The organism is Dietzia sp. PP-33 (assembly GCF_033790845.1).
Taxonomy (GTDB): Bacteria; Actinomycetota; Actinomycetes; order Mycobacteriales; family Mycobacteriaceae; genus Dietzia.
This window is the reverse complement of sequence record NZ_JAMYEI010000014.1, coordinates 1-26,150: the sequence shown is the minus strand read 5'-3', so window position 1 is coordinate 26,150 and position 26,150 is coordinate 1. Positions and strand designations below refer to the sequence as shown.

The following is a 26,150-nucleotide window of genomic DNA, read 5'->3' as shown; positions in this document are numbered from 1 at the left end:
CCGGGACCCTTCCCCTCGCCAGTGGCCGCGAGTCCCTCGCCGTGCTCTGGCCTCTGATGAAGGAGCGCCGCGGATACCTGGTGCTGGTGGCCCTGACCGGTCTCGTGGCCTCCGTCGCAGGGTTGGTGGCGCCCTGGGTGATCGGCTGGCTGGTCGACGTCCTGCCCGGGAGCCAGGACTACACCGCCGTCTGGATCGGCGCGGGGGCGATCGCGGTGGCCGGGATCGTGGGGGCCGGTTGCGCGTGGGCCGGGCAGGCCTGGCTGGCTCAGTTGACCGAACCCACGGTCGCCCGGCTGCGCGAGATGGTGATGGACCGGTCCCTGCGGCTGGGCGCCGCGCAGATGGAGACGACCGAGACCGGCGACCTGGTCTCCCGCGTGGCCGAGGACGCCCGCGAGATCAGCCAGGCCGCCACCGCCGTGGTCCCGCTGGTGGTGCAGTCGCTGTTCACGGTGATCGTGTCCGGGATCGGCCTGGCCGCGGTCGACTGGCGTTTGGGATTGGTGGGTCTGGTCGCGCTGCCCATGTACTGGACCACGCTGCGTTGGTACCTGCCCCGGTCCGGGCCGGTCTACGCGGCCGAGCGGGCTGCGTTCGGCACCCGCGCCAGTCGACTCCTCGGGGGCATCACCGGGTCCCGGACGCTGCACGCCTACGATGCCCAGGACTCCGAGCTGGATCGGATCACCGGCGCCTCGGGACGGGCGCGGGACCTGTCCATCCAGGTGTTCTACTTCGTCACCCGCGCCTTCAGTCGCAACAACCGCGCCGAGGTCACCGTGCTCGGATTACTGCTGGTCGTGGGGTTCTTCCTCGTGGATGCCGACGTCATCACCGCCGGCGCCGTGACCACCGCCGCGCTGCTGTTCCACCGACTGTTCAACCCGATCGGTGCTCTGGTGGGCATGGTCGACCAGGTCCAGTCCGCCGGGGCCTCGCTGGTCCGGATGGTCGGGGTGATCACCATGCCCGTGCCCGATCGCGCCGCCACGCTCGAGCCCGTCAACAATCAGCCCGGCCCCCTCGAACTGTCGGGAGTCTGGCACTCGTACGGGGAGGGCGCCCCGGCCCTGGCCGAGGTGGACCTGACCCTCGCGCCGGGCGAGGTGGTGGCCGTGGTCGGGTCCACCGGAGCCGGAAAGAGCACCCTGGCGTTGGTCGCCGCCGGCTCCGTCGTTCCCTCGCGCGGGAGCGCACGCATGGGTGGGGTGCCGCTGGCCGACGTCGACCCGCTGGCCCTGCGGCAGAGCATCACCATGGTCTCGCAGGAGGTGCACTCCTTCGCCACGACTATCGCCGAGAACGTCCGGGCACCCCGTCCCGAAGCCGGGCTCGCGGACGTCCGCGCGGCCCTGAAGGCCGTGGGGGCGGACTGGGTCGACGACCTGCCCGACGGCGTCGACACCGTGATCGGCGAGGGCGGACACCCGCTCGACCCGATGCAGGCGCAGATGATCGCCCTGGCCCGCGTGGAGCTGGCCGATCCGGACATGGTGATCCTCGACGAGGCCACCGCCGAGGCCGGGTCCGCCGGGGCCCGCCGACTCGACGCAGCAGCCGCCGCGGTGCTTCGTGGCCGGGCCGGACTGGTGGTGGCGCACCGGCTGAGCCAGGCCGCGACCGCCGATCGCATCCTGGTGATGGAGCACGGCCGGATCGTCGAATCCGGCACGCACGACGAGCTGTTGCAATCGGACGGCCGGTACGCCGAGCTCAGTCGGGCGTGGTTCGGGGGAGTGTGACAGGCGCGGGCCCTACCGTCGACCGCCGGGCGGGCAGACGTGGCCCGGGCGGTATTTTCCGACGACGACGAGGGCGATCGCCGGTACTGGTCTGCCGTTCATGGTTGGTTCCCCTGGCCGACCGGCGGGTGGAGCCGCCCCTCGGGTGGGGAGGTTGTCCGACACAACGCCAGGAGCCGGCGAGCGGCAAGGACGGCGAAGACGGACCACGGAAGCAGTGAGGCGAGAGCAAAGACGAGCCCTACTGTGCCGATGTTGGACGGGACCGCCATGAGTGCTGCGGCCGCCAGACCCCACACGGCGGTGGCGCGACTGAACACGGTGCTCCGATAGGTCAGGACTCCGAAGATCAGGAGGGTGACGAAATTGAGCAGGTAGTACACGTCGAAGGCGGTACCCGTCCAGGTCGCAAGCATGCCTTCCCCGGTCGCCAGAAGTGCCGCTATGTCGCCCGGCCCGGCCTCTGCGTACGCGCGGGCCAGGTAGAGCATCTCGACCGGCCGGAGCGACGACATGTAGGCGGCCATCCCGATCCCGCCCAGTGCCAGCGCGATCGCGACCGCCGAACGGCTCACCCGCCACAGCGCGACCGCCAAGGCGGCGTACAGAAACAGAGTGAGGATATTGCTCAGTGGATAGAGCAGGTCCAGCATGAGCAGTCCGGCGATCGGATTGTCGGCCAGCACCCGGAAGAAATCCTCGGTGGTGTCCGGCGGTGGCCAGATCAGATAGACCGCGATCTACACCCCGATGAGCACCACGCCGGCCAGTGCAGCCCAGCCCCCGGTGCGTACGAGGCCGAGCCACTTCGCGATATCCGGACGGATGTGGGTCTTGCCGACAGGCATCATTGTGGCGCATCCCTTCTGTCGGACCCGTGCGCGCTGACCGTCTCTCGCCCCGCGTGAACCGGGGCGTCCGCTGCGTCACCTCGTCCCAGGAAGACGCTTGTGGCGGTCGTGTGCGGCCGGTTCGTCCCCGACCGGGGAGGCTCTTCCGGCCCTTGGTCCAGGCGGAACGGCGGGTACTCGTCGCGCAGCAGCAGGATGTACGAACCGCCCCGGTTGACCTTGGTAGTACGGCGTTGACTGTGATGCATGTCGGACAGCCGATGATGCCTTGTGCGTGCAGCCGATACAGGGCGGTCTAGAGGTAGCTCATGGCTGTGTCCGAGATATGAATAGTCGCGAAGAGAATTGCCGGGACGAGCGAGGGATAGTTCTGCAGGTACAACCCCACGCAGAGGAAGTAGACCGAGGGCAGAATCGCCATCATCACCAGAATGGTCGGCGTGATCGGCGTGAGAAAGTACAACACCCACAACACCAGGTAACCGACTAGGGCTAGAGCCCCTATGAGGCCGACGACCACCGTGCCCGGTGTGGGTTGTCGTCGCGTGTTGATGACCAGTATGAGAAGGGCGATCATCAGTGACTGGCAGACCAGCCCGATCAATTGGACCCACGGAGGAAAGGGCGTGTTCGCCGTCAGCGGGGAGGAGACCGGGGGAAGGAGCACCCAGAGAGCGTTGGGAATCATCGGTAGCAGAACGGCGACGAACCCCAGAGGCGAAAAGCCGAGCCTGAACGCCTTTGCAGGGTTGGTCACCCTGTCTTGGTTGCTCTGCATTCACCGAGTCTGCCAAAGACGTCAAGCCCCGGGCCTACGGTCCGGGCAGCTGTCGCGTCGGTGACGACGGTGCGGCTCGCTTGGCCACCGAGTCTTCGTCCCTTGATCGGGCGGTGCCTCCGTTGACCGCGGCCGTACCGCCTCGTAAGTTCAGGGGCATAGCCCCAGGAGTCATCGTGACTGATAAGCGAACAGAGCGTCCTCGTCGTCGAGGCAATGGATGGCTGACCGCTGCGGCGGTGATCGCGGCCGTGGTGCTGTTCCTGCCCGTGCTGCTTCTGCCGCTCACCACGTCGGTGCCGATGTGGGCGTGGCTTCCCCTGCTCCTGCTCGGCCTGTTCGCACTACTCTGGCTCATCCTCCGACGCCGCCGGCGGGCGGTGAGGCCGATGGCGGTGGGTGTCATGGCACTCGCCGCGATCGTGGCGGTCCTGGCGTCGCAGACCCTGGCGATCACGCCGCCCATCACCGGGCCGGACGGCGAACCCGTCCCCGGAAGCGTTGCCGAGATGGAGTCGGTGGAGCTAGGCGGCAGCGAACAGTGGATCACCATTCGCGGCCATGACGCGTCGAATCCGGTCCTGCTCAACCTCGGGATGGGCGGCCCCGGTGGAGGCGGCTTCTTCAACTCCACGGAGTTCAGGCCACTGGAGGAGCACTTCACGGTGGTCAACTGGGACGAGCCCGGGACAGGAAAGTCCTACGGCGCCGTTCCGTTCGACGAACTCGACCGGGAGCGCTTCGTGGCCGATGCCACCGAGCTCACCAACCACCTCCGCGAACGGTTCGGGCAGGACAAAATCTACATCTATGGAGTCTCGTGGTCGAGCATCATCGGCATCTGGTTGGCCCAGGAGCACCCCGAACTCTTCCACGCGTTCATCAGCAGCGGGCAGATGGTCAACACCACCGAGAACGACCGGATGGGGTACGAACTGGCGCTGGAACACCTCGAGGAGCAGGGGGATACCGGGCGAGCGGAGAAGCTGCGGGAGAACGGACCACCGCCGTACTACGGCGACGCTGTGGTGTGGCCGTACGTGGACTTTCTCGACGTGCTCAACGAGATGATGGGGATCCCTCGCTACACCCTGGTCGTGCCGCTTCTCGGGTTGCTCGTGCCCGAGTACGGCTACGTCGACACGATCAACCACACCCGCGGTCTGATCAACTCGTTCAACGCCGTCTACCCGCAACTGGAGGACTTGGACTTCGTCGAGCAGGCCCCGACGCTGGAGGTGCCGGTGTTCTTCTTCGTGGGACGACACGACGTCAATGCGATGCCGAGTCTGGTCGAGGAGTACTTCGACGAGCTCTCGGCGCCGGAGAAGAGACTGATCTGGCTGGAGGGCGGGCACGGCCTGGGCAGCGCGGACAACAAGGACCTGTTCGTCGACGTCATGCTCGACGAGGTCCGGCCCCTGTCGCAGTAGGCCACAGGGTCGGAGCTACGACAGTGCCCGCAATCCCGCCTGGTCACCATGTGCCCACATCGAGACGTCGCGGAAGCCGCGCGGGTCTACGCTGAAGGAATGAAGCCACGAGCTGCCGGCACCCTGGTAGCCCTGGGCCTGATCTACGGGGCCGGGGCCGGAACCGCTCTGGGCGTAGCCCTTGCCGGCGGCCCGGGGCTGGCACTCGGAGCGGCGATGGGCGCGGGACTCGGCGTGGTCGCCGGATCCGTCCTCGAACTGTGGCTGCCCTCGAACACACCGTCTGACTAACCTGCTCCACCGCCGAGGGTCGTGCGTCGCGCGATCGTGCGCTCCGGGGGAGTGAGTGCACGCTGTCTCATCGAGCGAACCAGTCGCCAGAGCACCACGGAGGTGGCGAGGGCGAGGGCACCTATCGGGACGACTACCGGCCACCCAGGGACCTCGCCCCGGGCCTGCGCCACGACGGGCGTGAGGAGGATCGGCAGGCTGGTCAGGATCAGCCAGACCAGGGACCCCGGGGCGGCGGCATAGCCGAGTCGGTGACCTCGTAGCAGGAGTACACCCACCACGCAGACGGCGGGGAGGAAGAACGCGAGGTCCAGTACGTGGACCGGATTGGTGGGGACATTCCAGTCACCCGCACTGGTCGACCCTCTGCCGTTCAGCAGATCAGGGACGATCTCGCTCAGCCACAGCAGCGCGAACAGTAACGGGACGATGATCAGGAACCACCCCGCCACCCGCGCCACGGTTCCTCCGGGGGGAGTGTCCACACCCCAGGAGTTCAGGGCGGCCATGCTCCCCGCGAGTGCGAAGACTGCCAGGCCGAGCACTGCGACCCAGAGCAGGAACAGCGGACCGAAGTGGATGGAGAACGCGTAGATCGCGTAGTTGTACACGGTGAAGGCCAGGAACCCGATCAGACACAGGCCCGACGTGTAGGAGCCCCGCCGAGCACCGGCGGCCAGTATGAGCATCAGCGGCACAACCAGGACGAGGTTCACCAGATCCTGGGCGAGGACGGCTGTGACCATCTCGGGTGTCTCATCGCCGTAGAGGCGCTCCGGCATCAGGAGTCCGATGATGCTGCCCACTGCCGCAAGGACCGCGGCCGCCATCGTCATCCATGTCCATAGCTCTGGCAGACGAACCAGGCTGCGGAACCTTGGGGTATGTCCTGGGGTACGTCCTGAACTCGCTGACGGGAACGGCGGATCGCTCACATCGCTGGTCACGTGATCCGCGCCGCCACCATCTTGCCCCACTGCTCCGCCCGGGCCTCCTCGCCCTCGAGCAGCTGGGTGTGGGTGTCGACCAGGAAGCTCTCCGGATCAGCGACGAGGGTGAACCCCAGGTTCTGCAGCTTCTTCGAGATCCCCTTGGACGCCCGACCGGTGAGCACTGCGGGCTTGTCGACCCGGGTATCGAACGCGGCAGCAGCCCCCTCGCGCCCGGTGAGTTCGCCGAGCCAGTCCCGGATCCCCGCGCCGGCGGCGTCGGGTTCAACCGTCAGGGCACTGTCTGGTTGCTCGGCGGCCTCGACCGCGCCGTGCCGGGTCGAGTCGCGACTCATTCCATGCACATGGGTGGGACCGCCCACGATCACCAGGTCGTAGACGGACGTGTCCTCGTCTATCGCGTGGGAGACGGGGACTGTCGTGGCGTCACCCACCAGGGCCACGCCGCGCGCGATCGCATCGGCGATAGCGTGCGTGCAGCCGTACATGGATTCAAAGACGATCAGTGCGCGCATCTGTCGTGCCACCCCGCTCGAGTTGTCGGTGAGAGCGCATCGTGACCGAAACCTGCGGGCTGTCACGTCTGTTTCTCACACGATCTCTATCCTCCACCTCGGCTGCGCAGAGCACAATGAGACCCAGCTGGACGTCCCTCGGCCACCAACGCCACGTCGAGTGATTCTCTCCCGGAAGTGGGTTTCGAAATGACGACCACACGACCATGGTCAACATATGCACTGACTGCCGGGATCGCGTTCTGGACTGTGATGGCGTTCGGGGGGAGCGTCGGCCTGACGTCCGCGGCTGACGGGTCGACAATGGGTTTCGATACCGCGTGGCTGCGGAACACGCCCTTCACCGACTATGTCCTCCCGGGAGTGGTCCTCGGGATTCTCGGCGTGGGCGGGGCCGCGCTCACCGCGCTACTGGTCCGCGCCTTGCGCGCGCACGGGCGTCGAGGCGCCCCCTCCAGCTGGCAGTGGTACTTCGCCCTGATCGTGGCTCTCGGGCACTTCGGCTGGATAGCGGGCGAGATCGCGCTCATGTGGGACCCCGTCGCAGGTCTGTCGTCGAGCCAGAAGGCGTTCTTCTACGGCTTCTGGTGGTCGTTCGGTCTCCTGAGTACGGCGAATCTGCTCCTGGTGTTCTCGCCGTCCACCCGCCGGATCCTCGGGGGCCCCACAGGGTGAGTCCTAGCCCACGCCACCGAGGTGAAGGAGATCCTCCAGGATCGCCGGCGCCTTCTGGATGAGGGACAGGTGGCCCTCGCCGTCGACCAGGTGTGCCCGTGCGCCGGCCACGTTCGCCGCCAACCATTCCGCGTGGGCGAACGGCACCATCGCGTCCAGCCTGCCCTGCCATATCGCCACCGGCACCCGGATCTCTGCGAGGTCGAAGCCCCAGGGGCGCGTGTGGGTCAGGTCGTCGTCGCGCCATCCCACGATGCCCTGACGACCGGCCGCGTTGACTGAGGCGGCCAGGTACCCGGCCAACTCCCCGGTCAGCGCGGCGCGGTCCACCGGTGGGGCCAGCGCTCCGAGGCCCACCGCGACCTCATCGGCACTGACCGTGAACAGCCCCGTCTGGGTCTTCAGGAATTCCTCGAGTGCCTCCACGCCCGCGAAGACAGCCGTGTATTCCTCGACGTTCTCCTCGGCCATGCCGTCCCGGATGTCACCGTCGTACTCGTCTGCGGGAGCGATGCCGACGCAGCACGCGGCCGCCAGGCACCGCCCGGGCAGGAGCGCCGCGCAGGCCAGCGCGCGCGGTCCTCCTCCGGACCAGCCGATCGTCAGGAACTCGTCGATCCCGAGGTGGTCGAGCACCGCCTGAGTGTCCGCGGCATCGTCGGCGACCTGCGCTGTGGTTGCCCCGTTCGGGCGCGGCGACGACGAGCCGTACCCGGGGCGGGAGTAGGAGATGACCCGGAGTCCGAGCCCCGCGGCAGCGCGTTCCAAGATCCGGAACGGCACCGCGCCCTGTGGGGTGCCGTGGTGGTAGACGAGTGGGAACCCGTCTTGTGGGCCCGTGTCGAGCACTTCGAGACTGCGGCCATCGTCTGTTTGCACAATCTTGTTCACGGATCCCGTTCCCTACTGCGCAGAGTTGAGTCGCGCCGTCGCCGGTTCGCACGTTACAGAAGGGGAGCCTGGCGAACGTGCGGACTGCCGTGGCCGCGTTCTCCTCAGTGCACAATGTCGTCTTTCCTCTACCCAAGTGAAGTCAGTTCATTTACCGTGAGTGTGAACTAGCCCACACAGCGATCGGTAGGAACCGCATGACCGACACGGCAATGAACAACACGACGACCGGCAGCGCCGCGCAGGGCAATCGCGAGGTCCGCCTGGTCCGGCACCCCGATGGCGCGCTGGCGGTAGGCGATCTCGAGGTGGTGCCGACGGAGATGCCCACCATGGCTCCGGGGCACGTGCTCATCCGGAACACGCTGCTTTCCGTGGACGCGGCCACCCGGCTGCGGCTCGATCCCGTCTCGCCTCCCGGGTATCTGCCGGCCCTCACGCCGGGGGAGGCGCTCGCCGGGATGGTGGTCGGTGAGGTGGTCGAGTCGGACGCGGAGGGGTACGCACCCGGGGACCTGGTGCACCACGACCTCGGATACCGCGAGTACGCCTTGGTCGATCCCGAGAACCAGGCTCTCGGCGTGGCCGGGGCCCTGTCCAAGCTGGACCGTGAGCTGGGCCCGCCGGAGCTCCAGGTGGGGCTGCTCGGGATGACGGGCCTCACCGCGTGGGCGGGGATGTTCGTGGTGGCGGCCCTCAAGCCGGACGACGTCGTGTGGATCTCCGCGGCCGCCGGTGCGGTGGGCAGTGTCGCGGCGCAGCTCGCCAAGGCGCACGGCTGTCGGGTGATCGGCAGCGCGGGCAGTGCAGAGAAGGTCGCCTACCTCAAGGACGTGCTCGGGCTCGACGCGGCGTTCAACTGGCGCGACGGGTTGGACGAGCCGCTGAGCGAGTTCGCACCCGAGGGCATCGACGTCTACTTCGACAGCGTCGGCGGCGACCACCTCAAGGCTGCGCTCACTCACCTGCGCCCGCTCGGCAGGGTCGCCCTCTGCGGTGCGATCGCCGGCTACGACGGCAAGCCGCCGGCCGCTCCGGACAACCTCTTCAACGCCACGACCAAGGACATCAACTTGCGCGGCTTCCTCGCGGGGACCTTCGCGGACCGGCTGCCCGAGGCCAGGAAGCATCTTGCGGGGCTGTGGCGATCAGGCGACTTGAACCTGGACCTCGCGCGATACGAGGGCCTGGAGTCCGCGCCGCAGGCGATCGTGGACATGCTCTCCGGGCGGACGACGGGCAAGTGTGTGGTGACGCTGACCTGAACCGCTTTGACGACGACGACGAGGTCGGCTGCCCTTGGAGGACTGTTGCTGGCGGCTGTGCGCAACGGCAGAGAGCATGCGACGGACGATCTCGCGGTGGCCGGGAGGGCTCGCACGGGCGGGTGCCACTGACCGAGGTGGACCCGCTCGCCCTGCGGCAGAGCATCCCGATGCTCTGCCAGGAAGGGCAGTCGTTTGGCGCGAGTAGCCGAGAACGTCCGGGCGCCCCGCCCTGAGGCCGGACTCGCAGAGGCGCGCGCGGCCTTGCACACCGACCTCGGACGAACTCATCGCGCTGCGCGTCCCGCCCAACACCTGCCGTGACGGGCTACTGGCCGAATGACGGACTCTGGGGAAGTGCACGGATACCTGGCGGCCCGGGCCCCGGGCGGCGGCCTCCGATTTGCCTTTCGTAGCAGGTGGCCCGTAGTTTCATCGACGCACACGACGCGGGGTGGAGCAGCTCGGTAGCTCGCTGGGCTCATAACCCAGAGGTCGCAGGTTCAAATCCTGTCCCCGCTACTAGAAGTAGTTCGTTAGAACCACGGTCCTCTGAGGGCCGTGGTTCTTTCTTTCCCCAAAACATGTGGCCTCGGGGTCGCTCAATGCCTAGGAACGTGCGGATTCGGTTGAAATCACTCGTCGTCGTGGCGAGTTCGTGATTCGACCCTAGGAACGCGGCGAGATGTCGTGAAGGACGAGAAGTTGCATGGCTGCCTTGGAAAGTGAGCAGCGAGAGTGACTTCAGGCGGCTGGCATTAGCAGTCAAGAAGCTGCGCGGCGACAAGGGAGTGTTGACACCAGCCAAGATGAATCACCAGCCGATTTTCGCTGAGATGCTCGGGCGAGGAGACGCGCAGCGTGCCTACGAGGTGCTTCGCGGAGAGTGGCAACGGGCGTCCGTCAGCACATCGCGAGCACAGCAAGCAGCCGCTTGGTCATTGTTATCGAGGAAGTTCTGGTCCGAGATCGCCTGAAGGCCGTCGGCCGGCTGATGCATGCCGAGGAGCGCACGATCCGTGGGTGGGCAGACGATGGAGGCTGGGACGAGATTGCGGCCGAACTCATCTACTCCACGGGTGCTGGCCTGACTGTCGCGAGGCAGACGACGTACCTCCGCTACCCGACCAAGGAGCAAGGTCTCGCGATGACATTCGTCGTCGAAGTGCCCATGGCCAACCGAGACTTCGAAAAGCCGATCATCATAGTGAACGAGATCGACTACGTCGACGAGTCGGACCCATCTACGGTCAGGAGAAGGACAACGCAACGTGGGCGCTGTCCAAGATGAACATGATCCTGCACGGCAACGAGATCGCGGAGATTGAGAAGGGCGACACGATCACCAGCCCGCAGTTCACGTCGGGCGCTCAACTCAAGACGTTTTCGACGTGAAGTGCTTGATCAGTGGTATCGCGAACAGCTTCGCGCGACGATCCCAGACCTCATCTCAAAGTGGGAGGCCAAGCTCGAAGTGTCGGTGCTGCGGTCGAGTATCCGAACCATGAAGACGAAGTGGGGCTCGTGCAATCGCGAGACCCGGCACATTTGGTTCAACGTCGAGCTCGCCAAGAAGCACCCGGACTGCCTGGAATACATCGTCGTGCACGAGATGGCTCGCTATTTCGATCGGAATCATGGGCAGCGATTCACTAGGCTGATGGACAGACACATGCCGCACTGGCGTACCCGGCGCGACCAGCTGAACGAAGCCCCCCTCGCCGCGGCGCGCTGGGAAGCTGGACTGCTTGATCGTTAGACCTGAGCAATCGGCGCACCGCGAGATGAGTCTTGTCCAGCAACGATCTGTCGGCGCCATGTGGCATCGTTCCGCTTATGCTCGCCTGAATCCTCGCATGTTGCTAGAATTAGAGCAGAAATAGGAGAGTCAACAGTATGCGTTTGAAGTCAATCACCGTCCAGAAATTCCGAAATATCGTGGAGCCGCAGAAGGTCGAGATCGAAGACGATGTCACTTGTCTAGTCGGCAAGAACGAGGGCGGTAAGACGACGATCCTTCAGGCGCTGTACCGACTCAACCCGGCCAACGCTGGCTCGACGCAGTTTGATGTCACGACGGAGTATCCGCGCTGGCGACTGATTAGGGATCGCAAGCAGGCCGACCTCGATGAGATCTACCCGATCAGAGCTCAGTTCGCGCTCGACGATTCAGACCTTGATGCACTTGCCGAGGTCTACGGTCATCGTCCGCCAGCATCGGCGATCGTTACCTCTGAACGAAACTATGCGAACTCTCGATCGACGTACTTGCGTGCGCCAGTGAGTGATTTGATTGAGGCAGCGATCGTTGACGCTTCCGTCGACGGCGCCGACGCATCCCAGCTTCGCAGTGAGAATGATATCGACGCAGCAGCCACTGCCGCGAAGAGTGCGGCGAAAGTCCTCAAGGCTGAGGGCAACGACCTGCGAGCGAAAGCGATGTCTGCGTTTGCTGCGGCAGTAGTCAAGTACAAGATCTTCAGAGGGGTTGGTACTGAGCAGGCGATGACGGATGCGCTTGCGGCTCGTCTTCCGAAGTTCTTCTACTTCTCGAATTACGACACCCTCCCGGGAGAGACCAACCTCAACAAGCTCGCGCAGAAGGTCCAGAGCGATGAGGAACTCACGTCACCCGAGCGCACCGTCATGGCGCTACTTGCTCATGCGGGCGAAACGCCATCGGACTTCCTCGACGATGAGTACGTTAGTCGCAAAGCCGAACTGCAGGCAGCGAGTAGCGATCTGTCTCGCCGAGTATTCGAATACTGGAGGCAGAACCCTGACCTTGCTGTCGTGTTCGACACCGACAACGTCGTGGTGCACAACGACCGGCAGGGCAATGAGGTCGCGAATCGGTTTCTTAAGATCGAGCTCCGCGATGGACGACATGGAGACGTCGAGACAAACTTCAGTACGCGGTCCACTGGATTTCAGTGGTTTTTCTCGTTCTTTGCAGCCTTCAGTGAGTACCAGGACTCGAACGACTCAATTATTGTGCTGCTCGATGAGCCTGGCACGAGCCTCCATGGCGATGCGCAGCGAGATTTCGTGCGCTTTATCTTCGAGGAACTCGGCTCGTCGAAGCAGACGCTCTACACAACTCACTCTCAGCACATGGTTGACCCAACCAAGTACGAGAAGCTTCGCGCTGTCCATGATCGAGCCACACGTGAGGACCCCGACCAGGGTGTCGTGGTTACTCCCATCAGCCTGAGTGCCGACGCCGCCACACTCCTTCCCGTCGAATCTGCCCTCGGCTACTCCGTCAGCCAGCATCTTTTCATCGGGTCGGGGCAGCATCTGCTCGTCGAAGGCAGCAGTGATTTCGTCTACCTGCAGCGAATGACGGAGTACTTGCTCCTCAAGCCGCAGGACAACTGCAACGGCCTAGATCCGCGACTTGCGATCCTGCCGGTCGGTGGGATTGACAATATGCCAGCGTTTGTTGCGTTACTCGGTCGTCGACTGTCCGTTTCAGCTCTGATCGACGGAGACCGGACCAACGCGAAGCTGCAGCGTGTGAAGAAGGCCGCTGAGCACAACGGCGTCGATGAGAGCGTCATCGTGGTGTGCTCTGACGTCGAGAAGATGCCGACCAATGCCGACATTGAAGATCTCTTCGAGGCGGGTGACTACCTCAAGCTCTACAACTGGGCGTTCGGTGACAGCCTGAAGGCGACCGATCTAGCGGCGACGGATGAGCCGATCATCAAGAAGATCACCTCAGTTCGCGGCACTTTTGATCACGCCCTGCCGGCTCATGCGCTGACCACTCACCGCGAAAAGTTCTTCTCGGGCGTTAAGCTCAAGTCAGTTAAGAAGTTCGTTGCGCTGATCGAGAAGCTCAACGGCACCGTTGATCTCTAACTGTTTGAGGTCGCACTCCGACAACCTGAAGGTGATTGAAGCTCAGGTCAAGCGATGACCGTATTTACGAACTTGGACGCCCGACTCCTTCAAGATCTTGAGGACAGTGGACTTGCCAAGGCCTAAGTGCTCCGCAGTATCGAGGGCGCTCACGTCGCCGCTGCTGTAGCGATCGATTACGCGGGCACACACTCTCGCAGTCACCCGCGTCCGCCTTCGTGACCTTGGCGGGCTTTCTGGGCGAGCGGAAGAGGAACTTGCCGAGCTTCGGGTGTTGAGATTGACCCGGGTCAGCACTACTAATGTGATCAGGCCCGGTTCCCCTGAGGGAGCCGGGCCTGACTGCACTTCGGAATGGGGCGGGGATCTCACGGGCAGTGTTCGACTCACGGTGTGCCCCCGCCCAGCGCCGCTGACCGCATTGAGTCCCGGGATGGGCGTCTTAACTGAGCTCGTCCGCCACTCGGACAGCAGGGATCCAGTCGATACCGAACACCCGGGCCACCTCCGAGAAGGTGGAGGAGTCCGCATCGGTGCTGGTCGCCGAGGCGATGAGACGGGACAACATCACGGTCCCCGCTCGCTCCTCGATCGTGCCGGCCGCCGCAAGGAGCGTTATGTGACTATTTTAGAACTGTTGGGTGCTTGCAGATCTGCGTACCCGGCAGGAGCGGTGCCCGCACAGTCGTAGCACGGGCACGATGGCGACCATGTACCTCATCGGGACCGGGCCGAGTGAGTTGCACGCTCACATCGACCTCGACCGTCGCCTGCAAAACCTCGGACTCCTCGACGGGGCCGAGGCGTCCGTGGTGTCGGCCGCCCAGGAGGACGGGCACTGGTCGGTCGTAGCTGAGATCCGACCCGACACGGAGGGGGAGGGGCAATGACGCCAACTGAGGCGAGGTCACTGGGGCGGGCCATCCGCACCGTTCGTCTGGAAGCCGGGCTGACGCAGCTCAGGCTGGCGCTCGCCGTCGGCGTAAGCGGGAGCCACATGAGCATTTGTGAACGGGGCCAGGTCCCCGCCGCCCGAGGCCGTCCGGCTCACCCTCCGACAATGAACCGCGAGCAGTTCGCAGCCATCGCCGATGCTCTGGGTTGCACCGCTGCGTACATCGCCGACCGCGCAGCCCTGTCGGCCACCACTCGAGTGAGTCTCGGCCTTCAACCGCTCGGCCCCTCCCGCACTCTCGTTGCGGGGATCGCATACGACCTCACCGACGCCGAAGCAGACAGGGCCGCCGACTTCATCTCCGGCCTCATCGCCGCCCGCGACCTGCACTGACAACCGGTGTCGGAGGCCCCGGCTACGGTGCCGGCGTGGACGAGCTGGTGGACCGAATCCGACACGCGGCCGACCAGACAGGCGAGGCGCACTTCCTCGAGCTGCTGCGCTGGCACCGCGTCGTCGCCGGCCTCGGCGAACCCGACTGGGGCGCCCGCGGCGCCTACCGGATCGCCATAGCACATGTCGGAGTTATAGCACTCGATGATCCCTCCTACTTCCTCGTCCTGGCGGCGCGGAGCCCGTTGAGGATCACTATCACCTCGGCGATCTCGTGCACGAGCACCACCGCTGCGAGGCCGAGTACGCCGAACAGGGCCAGCGGCAGCAGCGCGGTAATGATCAGCAGGGACAGGATGATGTTCTGGTTGATGATGTGCCTGCCGCGGCGGGCGTGGTCGAACGCGCGCGGGAGGAGTCGCAGGTCGTGGCCGGTGAAGGCGACGTCGGCGGACTCGATCGCGGCGTCGGAGCCGGTCGCGCCCATGGCGATGCCGATGTCCGCGGCGGCCAGGGCGGGGGCGTCGTTGATGCCGTCGCCGATCATCGCGATCGAGCCGTGCCTGCTCAGCTCGCTGATGGCGGCGGCCTTGTCCTCGGGACGCAGCTCCGCGCGCACGTTTTCGATCCCTGCCTGCGCGGCCAGCGCGCGGGCGGTGCGGGCGTTGTCGCCGGTGAGCATGGTCACCCCGACGCCCTGGGCCGCGAGGGTGCGCACGACCTCGGGAACCTCGGGGCGCAGCTCGTCACGGACCCCGATCGCGGCGACCGGGACCCCGTCGCGGTGCACGATCACGACGGTCATGCCCTGCTCCTCCAGTCCCGCGACCTGGTCCTTAAGCGTCCCCGCGTCCAGCCAGCGAGGGCTGCCGACGGTGACCCGGGCCCCGTCGAGGGTGCCTTCGATGCCGTGCCCGGCCTGCTCGGTGACCTCCAGGGCGGCGGGAGCTCCGGGCGAGGCGGCGGTGATCGCGGCGGCCAGCGGGTGGGTGCTGTGCTGCTCCAGCGACGCCGCCCACGCCAACGCCTGCGCCTCGTCCACGCCGTCCGTGGTGAGCACGGCGGTGACGGCGGGCTCGTTGCGGGTGAGGGTGCCGGTCTTGTCGACGGCGACGTGGCGGATCACGCCGAACCGTTCGAAGACCGCGCCGGACTTGATGATCACGCCGAATCTGCTCGCCGAGCCGATCGCGGCGACGACGGTCAGCGGGACCGAGATCGCCAGCGCGCACGGCGACGCGGCGACGAGCACCACGAGGGCGCGGGTGATCCACAGCTCGGGGTCGCCCAGCAGCGAGCCGATGACCGCGACAAGAGCGGCGAGGATCAGCACGCCAGGCACGAGCGGCCGGGCGATGCGGTCGGCCAGGCGGGCGCGGTCGCCCTTCTCGGCCTGCGCCTGCTCGACCAGCTCCACGATCGTGGTCAGCGAGTTGTCCGTGCCCGCCGCGGTCGTCTCGACCTCCAGGGCACCGGCGGTGTTGATCGCCCCGGCCGACACCGCGTCGCCGGGCTCGACCTCGACCGGGATCGACTCGCCGGTGATCGCGGAGGTGTCCAGGCTCGACCGGCCCGTGCGGACGATGCCGTCGGTCGCGATCCGCTCACCGGGGCGCACCAGCATGAGCAGCCCGACCTGGAGGTCCTTCGCGGCGACCTCCGCGGGCGCGCCGTCCCGCCGGATGGTCGCGGTCTCCGGGACGAGCTTGAGGAGAGCCCTCAGCCCGCCGCGGGCGCGGTCCATGGCCTTGTCCTCCAGCGCTTCGGCGATGGAGTACAGGAACGCCAAGGCGGCGGCCTCCTCGACGTAGCCGAGAATCACCGCGCCGACCGCGCTGATCGTCATCAGCAGGCCGATGCCCAGCTTGCCCTTGAACAGCTTGCGGATCGCGCCGGGCGTGAACGTCGACGCGCCCAGCAGCAGGCCGATCCAGAACGCCACCAGCGCCGGGACCTCTGCCCCTGTCCATTCCAGGACCAGGCCCGTGCCGAAGGCGACGCCGGAGAGCACCGGGACCATGATCCCGCGGTCACGCCACCACGGACGCTCCCGCTCCTCCTCGGCCTCCTCGCCGACCCGGGTCTCCGGCTCGTCGCAGCCGCACGCCGCGCTCACGCGCCCGCTCCCGTCCCGCAGCAGCCCGGCACAGTGCACTCGGCGTCCACGCACGGCGCGTGCTCGTCCACGGCCAGCGTCACGTCCACCAGCGCCGTGAGCGCCGCCGCGAGGTGCGGGTCGGCGATCTCGTAGCGCGTCTGCCGACCCTCGGGCTCGGCGACCACGATCCCGCAGTCGCGCAGGCACGTCAGGTGGTTCGACACGTTCGAGCGCGTCAGCTCCAGCTCGCGCGAGAGCACGGCCGGGTAGCTCGGCCCGTCCAGCAGGGTCATCAGGATCCGGGAGCGCGTCGGGTCCGCCATGGCCCGGCCCAGCCGGTTCATGACGTCGAGGCGAGAAGCAATAGTCAGCATGCACTGAACTATACAGTAGTGGCTGACCTATTGTCACTCTGGGGAGTTCTGCCGCACGCGCTCCGCGCGCTTGCCCTCGGGAGCTGGGGTCACCTCCGCCAGCGGGGCCATGACGGCATCCCGCGGCCCTTCCACGTCTCCGCGAGGCCGACGACCCAGCGGGCGGAGGCGAAGAGGGCGTAGCCGGCCCCGGCGAGGCCAGCGCCGACTACGAGCCACCGCCCGATGCCGAGCCACACGCTCCCGTCCACGTCCAGCGCCCACTGAGCACCCGTGATGAGGCCCGCTGCGGCCATCCAGACGCCCGCGACCAGCATCGCGAGCGGCACGAGCGCGAGGAGCATCGCGGCGGCGGCGCTCCAGAGCTGGCGCGCCTCAACCTTCGCTGTCGCGGCGATGATCCGCTCGGCCCGCTCGTTCGCGGCGTCGAGGTTCGCCGTCATCGTGGTCGAGGCATCCCCGGCGGGCCCTCCTGACGGCCCCGCCATGACCCCTAGCGCCCCGATAGGGCGGTGTTCCCTACAGAATCCCTGGCCCGAGCTGCCCGCAGCCTTACAGGGAGAGCAGGCTGTCCATCTGGGGTACACCCCAGGGGGACGAGCACGAGTCCGCCATCGTCGCTGTGTCACAAGGTGGTTTCTAGAGTTATGAAACGCCGTCCCTTCGGGTCTAGTGTGTAGTGGTACAGATTCCGGACGAAAGGCTCTTTCGATGGCTGATCGAATCGGGATGTTGCTCAATCGCTCGGGTGACGGTGGCGAGGAGGTGCTCATCGTCAGCCGCGGGAGCGTGCGTACCAGGTTCCGTCGCCGGGACGAGCTGGACTGGTCAATCCGAGTCGAGTCCACGGACTCGGAGAATATCGTCGAGGGAGAATCGGGGCCGGCCCGGAAGCCGGCTCGCCGGTCCTCGCGGCCTCGTGGGCAGCGGGTGGCGTACGTGCGGGTGTCGGCCGCGGATCAGAATGAGGCGCGTCAGCTCGAGGCGGTTGGGAAGTGCGATCAGGTCTATATAGAAAAGCAGTCCGCACGCTCTCGCGCGGACCGGGTGAAGCTCGCTGAGTGCATCAGGTACCTGCGGGACGGTGACGAGCTCGTCGTTGCATCGATGGACCGACTCGCTCGCTCCCTCGTGGATCTTAAGCAGATCGTTGGCGAGATCACCGCCAAAGGCGCGAGCGTGGAGTTCGTCCACGAACGCGCCACTTACGCCGCCGGCGCCCAGGATCCACGAGCAGACCTGATGCTTTCGCTGCTCGGGGCGTTCGCCGAGTTCGAGCGGGCCATCATCCGTGAACGCCAAGCCGAGGGCATTGCCATCGCCAAAGCGAAAGGCAAATACAGGGGACGCAAACGCGTGCTGACCGACGAACAGATCGGTAAAGCCCGAGCCCGCGTGGAGGCAGGGGAGGGGCCGTCAGCGATCGCTCGAGATCTCGGGGTAGGCCGCTCCACCCTGTATCGCGCCCTCCAGCGCCGCGCACCGTGACAGCGCCGCGCACCGTGACCGCTGATGGTCGGCCCGTTGCGCTGTTCAAGGGCGTGCCGCTTGAGGGGTAGCCGATACTGGACTTGTGACCGAAGTTCATCTGAAGGGTCGATTGGTGTGTCGCGACGAACGCGAAGCCGCTCTTGTCGACACCCACTTGCCATGTCATGTTGAGTTGACGCGAGCTGAGCAGGGCTGCAGGTCATTCTCGGTGACCCGGACCGAGGATCGTCTGGTGTGGGGCGTCGAGGAGGTCTTCGACGACGCCGCTTCGTTCCGCAGGCATCAGGAGCGGGTTCGCGGCAGTGAGTGGGGGATAGTGACAGCAGGTATTGAGCGCGACTACTGCATCACGGGGCTCTGACTCGGCATGACTACTTTCGCCGCAGACAGTGCGGATGCAGTGATTCCGCTGGCCTTTGACGTCGTATGGCTCCTCGCCGGCCTGGTGTGGTTGCTGATCCCGGTCGCGATCGTCGTCGCTGAACGGCGCCGCGCAGCGCCGTGGCCCGAGACGTTCCTATGGTTCATGGTGGCGTTCCTCCTGCCCGTCGTGGGGCTGATCATCTGGGCCCTCCACCGGGCAGTCGACGCCAGGCGGGCGACCTCGCGGTGAGCAGCGCGACGCCGGCTGTCCTGCGTAAGTACGAATCGGCGCTCACTGGCGCGCGGTCGACCGGAGGGGGATTACCGGCGTGACCGGATGGGTGCCATGCGGAGTCGAGGGGCGCATCGCAGCGTTGCTCGAGGCGCGGACCGTGAGCGCGGTTCGAGAACTCTTTCCGCACGGGGTGCGGATCCTGTGTCCGATCACGCTCCGTGCGGGCCGTGACGTGGCCGGTTGGTGTTCATGGCGTGAGGTTGCTGAGTGGGTGGGTGCGCAGTATCCGCCCCGCCGCGGATTGACGGCGATGATCGACAGCGCCACCTCCCCGGAGCAAGCGACGGATGTGGATCGTTTCGTCGGGTGCAGCGCGGGCCCTGCCATCGAGATCGTGCAGCGCTTTTCTCGCACCGCGTCTTGTCAGGAGTGGAAGGCGGCGATCTGGACGGTGTGGGGTGATCCAATCGGAGACCCCGAGGACACGCGCATCATCAAAATCGTGGACGACAGCGCTTATGGCAGCGACTACGACTACCAGCTGGTATCGGCCTCGACCGCCGCTCTTACGGACCCGTTCCTCTACCCCGAACCATCCTTCTTGTGGTCCGACGACGAGACGCTGTTCCTCGAGGTTCAACCGGAGACAGGATGGATTGAGGTCTACTCGACTAGGCCGGATCTGGTCGAGGAGGTGCGAAGCGACATCCAGTGGGAAGTAGTCCCGCTGATCCGCGACCTCCCGCAGTCCTAGCTGTGGCGACGCTGGGATTTTCGCTCGCGGTAGGTGCTGCAGCATGACACCGGGCTGCCAGTCAGTCCTGGCAGAACCCCGCCACTGAGCGCCGCAATCGAGGGGTCTTGCGATGGGGAACTCGTCGGCAGCCACCGACTGACACGCGTACCTGTCCCGATCCCGCACAGTGCGACAACTAGGAGGTACCCGTGGAGGCATTCCTGATTCCGCTACTGCCTCCGGTAGCCCTGTCGCTTGCGATCTGGATTTTCACCGTCTGGGTTTCCTTCAAGGCGACCGGGCGAGGTGCCAGACGAAGTGCAGCCGCTGTCTCTGCAGTGCTGTCGATTTGCGGAGCGATCGCGTTCCTCGGCTTCGCCGGCAGTGACGACTACAACGACTACCCCGGCTATACCTGCGCCCTTCGCGACGGTCACGTGCCGGACGGCTTTCCTCCCGAACGGCTTCCCCCGCAGGAACAGGTCAGCACATTTCACACCAACCTCAACTGGTCCCATGGGTACGAACTGCTCCCCGCCGGGGTTCGCTGCACCTACTGGACCAGGGACGACCCCCGCGTCAGCATGGTTACCCACAGCCCGTGGTCGTACTCCGTGTGGATCTACGGACTACTGGGCATCGCTCTGATTCAAGCGGTCCGCGTCATCAACCCGGACCTTCTCTCTCGGCGGCGCACCTGGTCTTCGTGAACAAGCACGATGTGTAGCGCGTTGCGACTCACAAACCGAAACTGCGGGTCGACAGTCTCCGTCCCACAACCAAGGAACTGGGACGGCCTACGCAGTTCTTAGGAATCGGGGGCGGGGGAGAGAGAGGAGACGCCCGCCGGTGGAGATGTTGGGGGCACGGCTCTCTTCGAGAAGTGCACGTTGGCGCGGCTACGCTCGGCGCATGTCCGATGCTCCACTTTCCCGAGTCAGCGTCCGGTTCGTGGCCGAGGACGGCCACGTCACGACTCTGGTGGTGGGCGACGCCATCGAGTGGCACCTACGCTTTCAGGCCTGAGGCGGTGCAACTGGCCATCCGACCGGTCACCGGTTCACCTGGATGGGTGCACCCTCAAGTTCCCAGTAGCGCTGAGCGCCTGAGAACGCCAGCTTGCTCCGTTGTTAACGCATACGACTTCTGCGACGATAACCGGGTTGAGACCGTCCCTCCCAGCAAGGAATTGATTATGCGCCGCACCCTTGCCACGCTCGCCGCCGTCACATTGGCCACTGCATCAATGCTTGTCGGTGTGGGACAAGCGAACGCTCAGGACGCCTGGCCCGTTGATCCCGGGCAGGGATCTCCCGTCCGGCCAGTCGACGTGACCAGCTTTGCGCTCACCCCTGACCGTCTGGAGTTCTACAATCCCTTCATCGGCCTGCCGAGAATCATCTCGCCGTTTGGCACGACCACGAAGATCGTGTGTACCGGGTTCCGCGGGTACGACAACTGCTGGCAGGCCGACCAAGCCGGGAACCCACACAAGCTGCGCCCCATTCTGGGCCTTGGATCGTCTACTCCAGCGTCCAACGTCTTCCTGTACCCGGGCATGATCCCCGGACTCTAACGAGATTCACCTCCTTCGTGAACTAATCGTTCAGTTTCGTGTCGTACCCGCATGGCACGGTGGATGTGAACGACGCAAACTGACGTTGCTCACTTCGTCGCCAAGGCGACTTCTCGACACAGGAGGCATGACGATGGCACGACTGGTCAAAGAGCTGACAGGCCCGAACGAAACTGGGCGTTGGGGCGCCTCAGCAACCGATCTCGGGTTCCCGGCGATCACCAACCACGGGTACACGATCACGATCTTCGGCGACACCTTCGTCGACCACGTCGGCGGCAGCGGCTGGAGGTCTCCAGTCGGGTTTCGCCAGTCCAACCCAGACATTGAGAACGGCATCCGGTGGGACAACGCCATCGGCGGCGCCTACGCCAAAGAGATGATCAACTATCAGCACCGCGGAACGGTCCATGCTGGCGAGCTCCCGGACGGCTTCACCAACATTCCGAACGACCTGATCCACCTGCCCGACGGCCGGTACATGATGACAACTTTCGCGATCCGGTCCTGGGATCCGATCTCGCCCGGCGGGAGCTGGGCGACCTTCCACTCGCGCATGTGGACCTCGACCGAAGCCCACGCCGAGAACTGGGAACGCACGTGGGATCTGGAGGTCAATCGCGAGAACTTCGACTTCCCTAACGTGGGGGAGTGGAGTCACTTCCAGAACAACACGATGCTCATGCTCCCCGGCGAACCTTGGGTTTACATCTACGGCACCAACGAGGGCCGTTGGAACGGCGGCGGCATCCATCTCGTGCGCGTGGACTGGCGCAGCATGTGGAACCGTTCAACCTATGAGTTCTGGGGTCGAGACGGCGGCGGAACATGGGCATGGCGCCGCGGTGGTTTCACGACCCCGATCCTCACCCCCCACGGTTCCTAACAACGCCATCGGCGAGCTCTCCGCTCAAGTCATCGACGGACGAGTCGTGCTCTCGTACTGCGACGGCATCCTTGGCGCCGTCACCCGGACCGCTCCTCGCCCGGAAGGCCTATGGACGATGCCCGCCATTCAGGTCACCGGAGTCGAGCAGCCAGCCCTTTACGCGCCGGCGATCCATCCGTACAGCAACTTGGGCCGTGCGCAAATGCTGCTGTCAGCGTGGCCGCAGGTGAATGGCCAGACGCTCTACTACGGCACGAGGCAATGGGAGGTCAGCCTCTTCGGTGGAGGGTCCGGCTCCCTGAGTTCCTCTCCGACGGCGCGGGCAGCGACCGAGAACCTGTCCTCCGAGTCCAGTCACGTGACCGAGGAGTACACGGGGGACCTGGCGCCTGACGTCTCTCAGCTCCCCGTGGCCGAGCAGGTCGCGGTTCTCGCGGACGCAGTCGACGCCGAGGTCGATCATGATTGGCTCCGCTCTGCCTTACAAGGAGAACTCGAGGACGATCGCACAACCCCGGCCGATCACGAAAACTATGACCCGATGACCGCGGAGTAGGCCCTTCTCGAGCGGACTCCTCGGCGGTGCGCCCCTTGGCCCGGGCGTCCCGGGCGGTGTCGCTTTTCCGCAATGTCTGTCGGATCAATTAGTGGCCGCCCAGAACGGGTGCAGTTCTGGGCGGCAGCAATGCCAGCGTTGCGTCCGTCGTCACCGCACTCAGATCCACAGCATCCGGGAACAGGAAACGTTACGTGTTTCCGGCGTTCCCCGACCCAAGTCCGAACGGATGGGGGAGTCGCCGTCGGCGAGCACGCTCCAGCCGCCACGCAGCCAACCAAGTAGGGGAGCCGTTATTCCTCGGGCTCCTGCGCTGGCGCCGCGACGTCGTTGGCCTCGCGGGCTTCGCCCTGAACGGCCACGGCGCATACCCAGACGCCCTCGCCGAACTGCCCACCAACTGCCCTGAATAGCGTACACAGAACGGTTAACTATCTGTCCACCCTAAACCAGTAGGTGCCGTCCACGATTTCTGAATTTGCCAAGTTGATGCCCGGCTCTCCAATTGTGAAAGCTGCAAGTTCGCTTGCATACCTCGCTAAGTGGTCGGTGTGCGCCTTGATAACGGAGGCGTCAATTCGAAGAGCAATAGCAAATTTCAATTCGCCAAAACTATATTTGATCCATGCGCTGCCATCGCCAAGTACTCCAGCGTCGCGTACGCCTACGCACCAGCATTCGGTTAATGTGTTAGTGCGAATCTCGTTCAGCAAGTAACAAAGGAAGCGCGACGGCATATCTCGGTTGGCGTCGTCGCAGTACCGCGACTGCAATTCGCGATGGCATTGGGTGATGAATGGAAAAGCCCGCGAGTGCTCATTTTCTGAAAACGTGTCAGTCCAGTGGTTCTCGGTTGGCCCGTCTTGGTTCATAACTTTGCCGCTCTAATGTAATGGTAACTTTAGGATTCAATATCTGTCGCACAAAAGCGTAACCTGGGCAACGCCGGTGTCGGGGCATCGCTCAACTGCGATGCCCCGACGGGTTACCTAGTTAGTTGTACGGTGGCGGAGTATCGTCAGGATGTGGAGGGACTGCGTAGCCTACCCAAATCGGACACAGTTGGTCGCTAGGCGGCGTATTCTCACAGTAGATACTGAGATTGCCTAGCATCTCGCTGCCAGGCGGGGTGTTCTGGGTGGTTGATCGCACTTCGATAGAGCGAACCCGCTTACTTTCCCATTGACTGCAATCGACGGGAATTGAGTTAATGACACGACATGTCAAGCGGTCGAACCAGTTTGTGAATACTCCAGCGGTGGGATTCGACTGAGACTCGTTACAGCCCCCCGCGTTTCCTACCGTCGCCTTCCATATGTTTCTGTTCCATACCCAGTGCTTACCCCGTGCCTTATCGTAGCCAAACGGTTGGTCTCCCGTTGCCCCATCGAACCAGTACCCTCGTCGGAGAATACTGGATGAGTATGTTCCACCTTGGGGCGTTTTCCAAGTGTCACACCTAGCAATTCGGCTCGTGGCCATTTGCTCTCCCGTGTACGACCACGGAGGCGCAGCGGCTGCCACCATTTGTGGTGGTTCCTCGTTTATCGTATCGGGATCTGACGGAGTTACGTTGCCTTCATCGCCCACTGTCCCACTTGGTTGTATAGCCTCGGTGGACGTCTGGGCGATAGCTTCGGGTCCTGTCGCTGCCACCGATAAAATGAGTGCCGCTATCGAGGCGATGACGAGAGGAAGGCGGGCTCTCCGTCCAATTTGCTTGGTTTTACCTGCCTCGTACATATGCTTCTCCGTCCGTCCCGAATCGACCGATTGCGTTTTGGAAGACCTGCTCTTGTGGTTCGCCAGGGATTCGTAGTCTTGGCGCCGCCTGTTGTCCCCGCGCTAGTACGGAAATGTCGGAGTCTGGGATGTTGTTTCCTGCAGGAAGTCCCATCAGTCCAGTCTCGAATCCGTACGCTCCCCAAATCGCCATCATCTCTCTCGTCAGGTCGTGCGCGCCAGTTGGCTGAGCCCAATAGACAGACCCGTTCTCGAAGTGGTTAAAACGAGCTGCTCCGTTCGGGGTGGATAGTTCGTCGGTCGTGGGGTATCCGAGGTAGCTGGCTTCCCATTCGAGTTCTCCCCAGCGTGCGCCGATTTGTCCGCCAATCTGGTGGGCTCCTGTGTTGGGGTGCCAGTAGATGCTGGAGTCGTGTTGGAATGCTTGTCGTTTCCCGATTCCGTCGGGGTTGGTGATTTCGTCGGTGATCGGGTAGCCGAGTGGTCCGGGGTCGTATCCGAATTGGGCCCATTTGCTTCCGATGGCGCCGCCGACCGGGTGGGCGTCGGTGTCGGGGTGCCAGTAGATGGTGGCGTCGCCTTGGAATGAGGTGCGCTTTCCGATGCCGTCAGCGTTGGTGAGTTCGTCTGATGTCGGCGGGCCGAGGAACCCTCCCGGGCCACCGAGCTGGTGGTACTTGTCCAGGATGCGGCCGCAGACGGTGAAGTTGCGACCGAAGTTCGGGTTCCAGAAGGCTGCGCAGGCCGTTGTGTGGAACCTCGGTGAGGGGGTTGCCTGGTCTCGGCGCTGCTCGGGTGGCGTGTCCTGAGACGGAGGGCCTGCGGCGGGGGAGGAGGGGCTCGGATTCGTGGACGGTGCAGTCGGCACCGGTGGTGACGTCGTTGCCGGTGCCTCACTGCGGGCGGTGGTGGCTGGTTGAGCCCCTGCCACCAGGGTTGGGGCCGCGATCACCATGGTGGCTGTGGCCGCTGTTGCGACGAGCCGCAGCAAGCGGGGACTTCTTGGTCGCGATCTCATGCGCGACCTCCTGAGGGGCGGAAAACTGTACGGGGAGAATCAAACTCCGATGTGACGCCGCTCACATTGAACTTTCGTGTTCCCATCCGCCCCAGGAGTATCACCGCTGGTGAACGGTCGTAACAATGTTGGTTCGAGTCACAATCGATATCGCCCAGAGACCAAAGTTCCCGCATTGCTACGGGTCTGGCGCCGCATAGGAGGGGCTCGGCGGCATCGTTTCGCGCCGAGTGGTACCTCGACGTTGCACGACTCGGTGGCGCTCTTCTACACCGCGGCCCGACGCCGATCGCGCACAGCAGTCGCTGATTCCGCAGGCCCGGCCGGAGATCGCAGAACTACACAGGAGAGACGCTCATGCAGGGATGATTCATCTGACGCTATACGCAAACTACTACTGGTCAGGTGTCGGGTTCTGTGGTGTCGGGTTCCTGGTGGAGTTCGGGGTAGGCGCTCCAGGAGACGCCGCTGATGAATGCGTGGCGTTCGGTTGTCTGAGCTCTGTATCCGAATTGGGTTGCC

Annotated in this window: 30 protein-coding genes and 1 tRNA gene; 20 read left to right on the top strand and 11 right to left on the bottom strand. The window is 64.9% G+C overall.

Going from position 1 to position 26,150, the window contains the following annotated elements:
• Window positions 1-56 precede the first annotated feature (56 nt).
• Window positions 57-1,745 carry an ABC transporter ATP-binding protein gene (locus NJE57_RS18270; protein ID WP_413464438.1) on the top strand — a complete coding sequence of 563 codons (1,689 nt, stop codon included), beginning with the start codon at window positions 57-59 and terminating at the stop codon, window positions 1,743-1,745.
• 98 nt (window positions 1,746-1,843) lie between these two features.
• Here the strand turns inward: NJE57_RS18270 and NJE57_RS18265 are convergent, their stop codons facing one another.
• Complete coding sequence (locus NJE57_RS18265) at window positions 1,844-2,431, bottom strand: DUF4386 family protein (RefSeq protein WP_319029936.1); 588 nt, start codon at window positions 2,429-2,431, stop codon at window positions 1,844-1,846.
• 460 nt (window positions 2,432-2,891) lie between these two features.
• Window positions 2,892-3,374 carry a hypothetical protein gene (locus tag NJE57_RS18260; protein ID WP_319029935.1) on the bottom strand — a complete coding sequence of 161 codons (483 nt, stop codon included), beginning with the start codon at window positions 3,372-3,374 and terminating at the stop codon, window positions 2,892-2,894.
• Between the two features lie 176 nt (window positions 3,375-3,550).
• On the opposite strand from NJE57_RS18260, the gene NJE57_RS18255 reads away from it, so the two are divergent.
• Together NJE57_RS18255 and NJE57_RS18250 are read left to right on the top strand one after the other, a co-directional pair.
• On the top strand, window positions 3,551-4,807 hold the full coding sequence (locus NJE57_RS18255; RefSeq protein WP_319029934.1) for an alpha/beta hydrolase: 1,257 nt from the start codon (window positions 3,551-3,553) through the stop codon (window positions 4,805-4,807).
• A gap of 99 nt (window positions 4,808-4,906) precedes the next feature.
• Window positions 4,907-5,098: a hypothetical protein gene (locus NJE57_RS18250; protein WP_319029933.1), complete on the top strand. Its 192-nt coding sequence runs from the start codon at window positions 4,907-4,909 to the stop codon at window positions 5,096-5,098.
• On the opposite strand, the gene NJE57_RS18245 is transcribed toward NJE57_RS18250, so the two are convergent.
• Window positions 5,095-5,934 carry a hypothetical protein gene (locus NJE57_RS18245; RefSeq protein WP_319029932.1) on the bottom strand — a complete coding sequence of 280 codons (840 nt, stop codon included), beginning with the start codon at window positions 5,932-5,934 and terminating at the stop codon, window positions 5,095-5,097. The genes NJE57_RS18250 and NJE57_RS18245 overlap by 4 nt on opposite strands.
• A gap of 107 nt (window positions 5,935-6,041) precedes the next feature.
• Window positions 6,042-6,563, bottom strand: a complete 522-nt coding sequence (locus NJE57_RS18240; RefSeq protein ID WP_319029931.1) for a flavodoxin domain-containing protein — start codon at window positions 6,561-6,563, stop codon at window positions 6,042-6,044.
• 303 nt (window positions 6,564-6,866) lie between these two features.
• On the opposite strand from NJE57_RS18240, the gene NJE57_RS18235 reads away from it, so the two are divergent.
• Window positions 6,867-7,238, top strand: a complete 372-nt coding sequence (locus tag NJE57_RS18235; protein WP_319029930.1) for a hypothetical protein — start codon at window positions 6,867-6,869, stop codon at window positions 7,236-7,238.
• A gap of 3 nt (window positions 7,239-7,241) precedes the next feature.
• Here the strand turns inward: NJE57_RS18235 and NJE57_RS18230 are convergent, their stop codons facing one another.
• Window positions 7,242-8,129: an alpha/beta fold hydrolase gene (locus NJE57_RS18230; protein WP_319029929.1), complete on the bottom strand. Its 888-nt coding sequence runs from the start codon at window positions 8,127-8,129 to the stop codon at window positions 7,242-7,244.
• A 197-nt stretch (window positions 8,130-8,326) separates the two neighbouring features.
• Between NJE57_RS18230 and NJE57_RS18225 the strand changes: the two genes are divergently transcribed.
• The 6 genes from NJE57_RS18225 (at window position 8,327) to NJE57_RS18200 (ending at window position 13,261) form a co-directional block, all read left to right on the top strand.
• Complete coding sequence (locus NJE57_RS18225; protein WP_319029928.1) at window positions 8,327-9,394, top strand: NADP-dependent oxidoreductase; 1,068 nt, start codon at window positions 8,327-8,329, stop codon at window positions 9,392-9,394.
• Between the two features lie 448 nt (window positions 9,395-9,842).
• A tRNA-Met gene (locus NJE57_RS18220) sits at window positions 9,843-9,916 on the top strand.
• A gap of 364 nt (window positions 9,917-10,280) precedes the next feature.
• Window positions 10,281-10,685 carry a hypothetical protein gene (locus NJE57_RS18215; RefSeq protein ID WP_319029927.1) on the top strand — a complete coding sequence of 135 codons (405 nt, stop codon included), beginning with the start codon at window positions 10,281-10,283 and terminating at the stop codon, window positions 10,683-10,685.
• The gene (locus NJE57_RS18210) at window positions 10,682-10,789 is read left to right on the top strand and encodes a hypothetical protein (RefSeq protein WP_319029926.1); all 108 of its coding nucleotides are present in this window, start codon (window positions 10,682-10,684) and stop codon (window positions 10,787-10,789) included. The genes NJE57_RS18215 and NJE57_RS18210 overlap by 4 nt, the downstream gene beginning before the upstream one ends.
• Window position 10,790: 1 nt before the next feature.
• Window positions 10,791-11,153 carry a M48 family metallopeptidase gene (locus tag NJE57_RS18205; protein ID WP_319029925.1) on the top strand — a complete coding sequence of 121 codons (363 nt, stop codon included), beginning with the start codon at window positions 10,791-10,793 and terminating at the stop codon, window positions 11,151-11,153.
• A 137-nt stretch (window positions 11,154-11,290) separates the two neighbouring features.
• On the top strand, window positions 11,291-13,261 hold the full coding sequence (locus NJE57_RS18200) for an AAA family ATPase (RefSeq protein WP_319029924.1): 1,971 nt from the start codon (window positions 11,291-11,293) through the stop codon (window positions 13,259-13,261).
• A 442-nt stretch (window positions 13,262-13,703) separates the two neighbouring features.
• On the opposite strand, the gene NJE57_RS18195 is transcribed toward NJE57_RS18200, so the two are convergent.
• Entirely contained in the window at window positions 13,704-13,832 is a 129-nt protein-coding gene (locus tag NJE57_RS18195) for a hypothetical protein (RefSeq protein ID WP_319029923.1), read from the bottom strand.
• Between the two features lie 130 nt (window positions 13,833-13,962).
• Between NJE57_RS18195 and NJE57_RS18190 the strand changes: the two genes are divergently transcribed.
• Both NJE57_RS18190 and NJE57_RS18185 read left to right on the top strand, forming a co-directional pair.
• Window positions 13,963-14,151: a hypothetical protein gene (locus NJE57_RS18190; protein ID WP_017838548.1), complete on the top strand. Its 189-nt coding sequence runs from the start codon at window positions 13,963-13,965 to the stop codon at window positions 14,149-14,151.
• Window positions 14,148-14,549 (top strand): helix-turn-helix domain-containing protein, encoded by a 402-nt coding sequence (locus NJE57_RS18185; RefSeq protein WP_007633541.1) that lies wholly within the window; start codon window positions 14,148-14,150, stop codon window positions 14,547-14,549. The genes NJE57_RS18190 and NJE57_RS18185 overlap by 4 nt, the downstream gene beginning before the upstream one ends.
• A 214-nt stretch (window positions 14,550-14,763) precedes the next feature.
• Here NJE57_RS18185 and NJE57_RS18180 read toward each other — a convergent pair whose 3' ends face one another.
• From NJE57_RS18180 to NJE57_RS18170, 3 genes are all read right to left on the bottom strand, one after another.
• Window positions 14,764-16,665, bottom strand: a complete 1,902-nt coding sequence (locus NJE57_RS18180; RefSeq protein WP_319029922.1) for a cation-translocating P-type ATPase — start codon at window positions 16,663-16,665, stop codon at window positions 14,764-14,766.
• A complete protein-coding gene (cmtR, locus tag NJE57_RS18175) occupies window positions 16,662-17,021 on the bottom strand; it encodes a Cd(II)/Pb(II)-sensing metalloregulatory transcriptional regulator CmtR (protein ID WP_007633539.1) in 360 nt (119 codons plus the stop codon). The genes NJE57_RS18180 and cmtR overlap by 4 nt, the downstream gene beginning before the upstream one ends.
• 89 nt (window positions 17,022-17,110) lie before the next feature.
• Window positions 17,111-17,464 carry a hypothetical protein gene (locus NJE57_RS18170; RefSeq protein WP_017838553.1) on the bottom strand — a complete coding sequence of 118 codons (354 nt, stop codon included), beginning with the start codon at window positions 17,462-17,464 and terminating at the stop codon, window positions 17,111-17,113.
• Between the two features lie 268 nt (window positions 17,465-17,732).
• Here NJE57_RS18170 and NJE57_RS18165 point away from each other — a divergent pair, with 268 nt between their 5' ends.
• The 8 genes from NJE57_RS18165 (at window position 17,733) to NJE57_RS18130 (ending at window position 22,867) form a co-directional block, all read left to right on the top strand.
• On the top strand, window positions 17,733-18,509 hold the full coding sequence (locus tag NJE57_RS18165) for a recombinase family protein (protein WP_319029921.1): 777 nt from the start codon (window positions 17,733-17,735) through the stop codon (window positions 18,507-18,509).
• 85 nt (window positions 18,510-18,594) lie between these two features.
• Window positions 18,595-18,873 carry a putative quinol monooxygenase gene (locus NJE57_RS18160; RefSeq protein WP_082923921.1) on the top strand — a complete coding sequence of 93 codons (279 nt, stop codon included), beginning with the start codon at window positions 18,595-18,597 and terminating at the stop codon, window positions 18,871-18,873.
• Window positions 18,874-18,879: 6 nt separating this feature from the next.
• Window positions 18,880-19,125 (top strand): hypothetical protein, encoded by a 246-nt coding sequence (locus NJE57_RS18155; RefSeq protein ID WP_156523582.1) that lies wholly within the window; start codon window positions 18,880-18,882, stop codon window positions 19,123-19,125.
• A gap of 79 nt (window positions 19,126-19,204) precedes the next feature.
• Window positions 19,205-19,864, top strand: coding sequence for a hypothetical protein (locus NJE57_RS18150; RefSeq protein WP_156523581.1), 660 nt, complete (start codon window positions 19,205-19,207; stop codon window positions 19,862-19,864).
• 191 nt (window positions 19,865-20,055) lie between these two features.
• On the top strand, window positions 20,056-20,556 hold the full coding sequence (locus tag NJE57_RS18145) for a hypothetical protein (protein ID WP_156523580.1): 501 nt from the start codon (window positions 20,056-20,058) through the stop codon (window positions 20,554-20,556).
• Between the two features lie 485 nt (window positions 20,557-21,041).
• Complete coding sequence (locus NJE57_RS18140) at window positions 21,042-21,422, top strand: hypothetical protein (RefSeq protein WP_017838560.1); 381 nt, start codon at window positions 21,042-21,044, stop codon at window positions 21,420-21,422.
• 133 nt (window positions 21,423-21,555) lie between these two features.
• A complete protein-coding gene (locus NJE57_RS18135; protein ID WP_319029920.1) occupies window positions 21,556-22,308 on the top strand; it encodes a DUF4185 domain-containing protein in 753 nt (250 codons plus the stop codon).
• Window positions 22,220-22,867 carry a DUF4185 domain-containing protein gene (locus tag NJE57_RS18130; RefSeq protein WP_319029919.1) on the top strand — a complete coding sequence of 216 codons (648 nt, stop codon included), beginning with the start codon at window positions 22,220-22,222 and terminating at the stop codon, window positions 22,865-22,867. Before NJE57_RS18135 ends, NJE57_RS18130 begins: the two co-directional genes overlap by 89 nt.
• A gap of 431 nt (window positions 22,868-23,298) precedes the next feature.
• Here the strand turns inward: NJE57_RS18130 and NJE57_RS18125 are convergent, their stop codons facing one another.
• Together NJE57_RS18125 and NJE57_RS20060 are read right to left on the bottom strand one after the other, a co-directional pair.
• Window positions 23,299-23,739, bottom strand: a complete 441-nt coding sequence (locus NJE57_RS18125) for a hypothetical protein (protein ID WP_143337767.1) — start codon at window positions 23,737-23,739, stop codon at window positions 23,299-23,301.
• Window positions 23,740-24,593: 854 nt separating this feature from the next.
• A complete protein-coding gene (locus tag NJE57_RS20060; RefSeq protein ID WP_413464437.1) occupies window positions 24,594-25,565 on the bottom strand; it encodes an LGFP repeat-containing protein in 972 nt (323 codons plus the stop codon).
• Window positions 25,566-26,150 lie beyond the last annotated feature (585 nt).

What these genes read in the sequence shown, in the direction of transcription:
- NJE57_RS18190 (WP_017838548.1), top strand. Translation starts at nt 13,963, where the DNA reads ATGGCGACCATGTACCTCATCGGGACCGGGCCGAGTGAGTTGCACGCT.
- NJE57_RS18130 (WP_319029919.1), top strand. Translation starts at nt 22,220, where the DNA reads ATGAGTTCTGGGGTCGAGACGGCGGCGGAACATGGGCATGGCGCCGCG.
- NJE57_RS18210 (WP_319029926.1), top strand. Translation starts at nt 10,682, where the DNA reads ATGAACATGATCCTGCACGGCAACGAGATCGCGGAGATTGAGAAGGGC.
- NJE57_RS20060 (WP_413464437.1), bottom strand. Translation starts at nt 25,565, where the DNA reads ATGGTGATCGCGGCCCCAACCCTGGTGGCAGGGGCTCAACCAGCCACC.
- NJE57_RS18165 (WP_319029921.1), top strand. Translation starts at nt 17,733, where the DNA reads ATGGCTGATCGAATCGGGATGTTGCTCAATCGCTCGGGTGACGGTGGC.
- NJE57_RS18235 (WP_319029930.1), top strand. Translation starts at nt 6,867, where the DNA reads ATGGGTTTCGATACCGCGTGGCTGCGGAACACGCCCTTCACCGACTAT.
- NJE57_RS18140 (WP_017838560.1), top strand. Translation starts at nt 21,042, where the DNA reads ATGCGCCGCACCCTTGCCACGCTCGCCGCCGTCACATTGGCCACTGCA.
- NJE57_RS18125 (WP_143337767.1), bottom strand. Translation starts at nt 23,739, where the DNA reads ATGAACCAAGACGGGCCAACCGAGAACCACTGGACTGACACGTTTTCA.
- NJE57_RS18200 (WP_319029924.1), top strand. Translation starts at nt 11,291, where the DNA reads ATGCGTTTGAAGTCAATCACCGTCCAGAAATTCCGAAATATCGTGGAG.
- NJE57_RS18245 (WP_319029932.1), bottom strand. Translation starts at nt 5,934, where the DNA reads ATGACGATGGCGGCCGCGGTCCTTGCGGCAGTGGGCAGCATCATCGGA.
- NJE57_RS18135 (WP_319029920.1), top strand. Translation starts at nt 21,556, where the DNA reads ATGGCACGACTGGTCAAAGAGCTGACAGGCCCGAACGAAACTGGGCGT.
- NJE57_RS18155 (WP_156523582.1), top strand. Translation starts at nt 18,880, where the DNA reads ATGACTACTTTCGCCGCAGACAGTGCGGATGCAGTGATTCCGCTGGCC.
- NJE57_RS18225 (WP_319029928.1), top strand. Translation starts at nt 8,327, where the DNA reads ATGACCGACACGGCAATGAACAACACGACGACCGGCAGCGCCGCGCAG.
- NJE57_RS18185 (WP_007633541.1), top strand. Translation starts at nt 14,148, where the DNA reads ATGACGCCAACTGAGGCGAGGTCACTGGGGCGGGCCATCCGCACCGTT.
- NJE57_RS18270 (WP_413464438.1), top strand. Translation starts at nt 57, where the DNA reads ATGAAGGAGCGCCGCGGATACCTGGTGCTGGTGGCCCTGACCGGTCTC.
- cmtR (WP_007633539.1), bottom strand. Translation starts at nt 17,021, where the DNA reads ATGCTGACTATTGCTTCTCGCCTCGACGTCATGAACCGGCTGGGCCGG.
- NJE57_RS18250 (WP_319029933.1), top strand. Translation starts at nt 4,907, where the DNA reads ATGAAGCCACGAGCTGCCGGCACCCTGGTAGCCCTGGGCCTGATCTAC.
- NJE57_RS18170 (WP_017838553.1), bottom strand. Translation starts at nt 17,464, where the DNA reads ATGACGGCGAACCTCGACGCCGCGAACGAGCGGGCCGAGCGGATCATC.
- NJE57_RS18240 (WP_319029931.1), bottom strand. Translation starts at nt 6,563, where the DNA reads ATGCGCGCACTGATCGTCTTTGAATCCATGTACGGCTGCACGCACGCT.
- NJE57_RS18260 (WP_319029935.1), bottom strand. Translation starts at nt 3,374, where the DNA reads ATGCAGAGCAACCAAGACAGGGTGACCAACCCTGCAAAGGCGTTCAGG.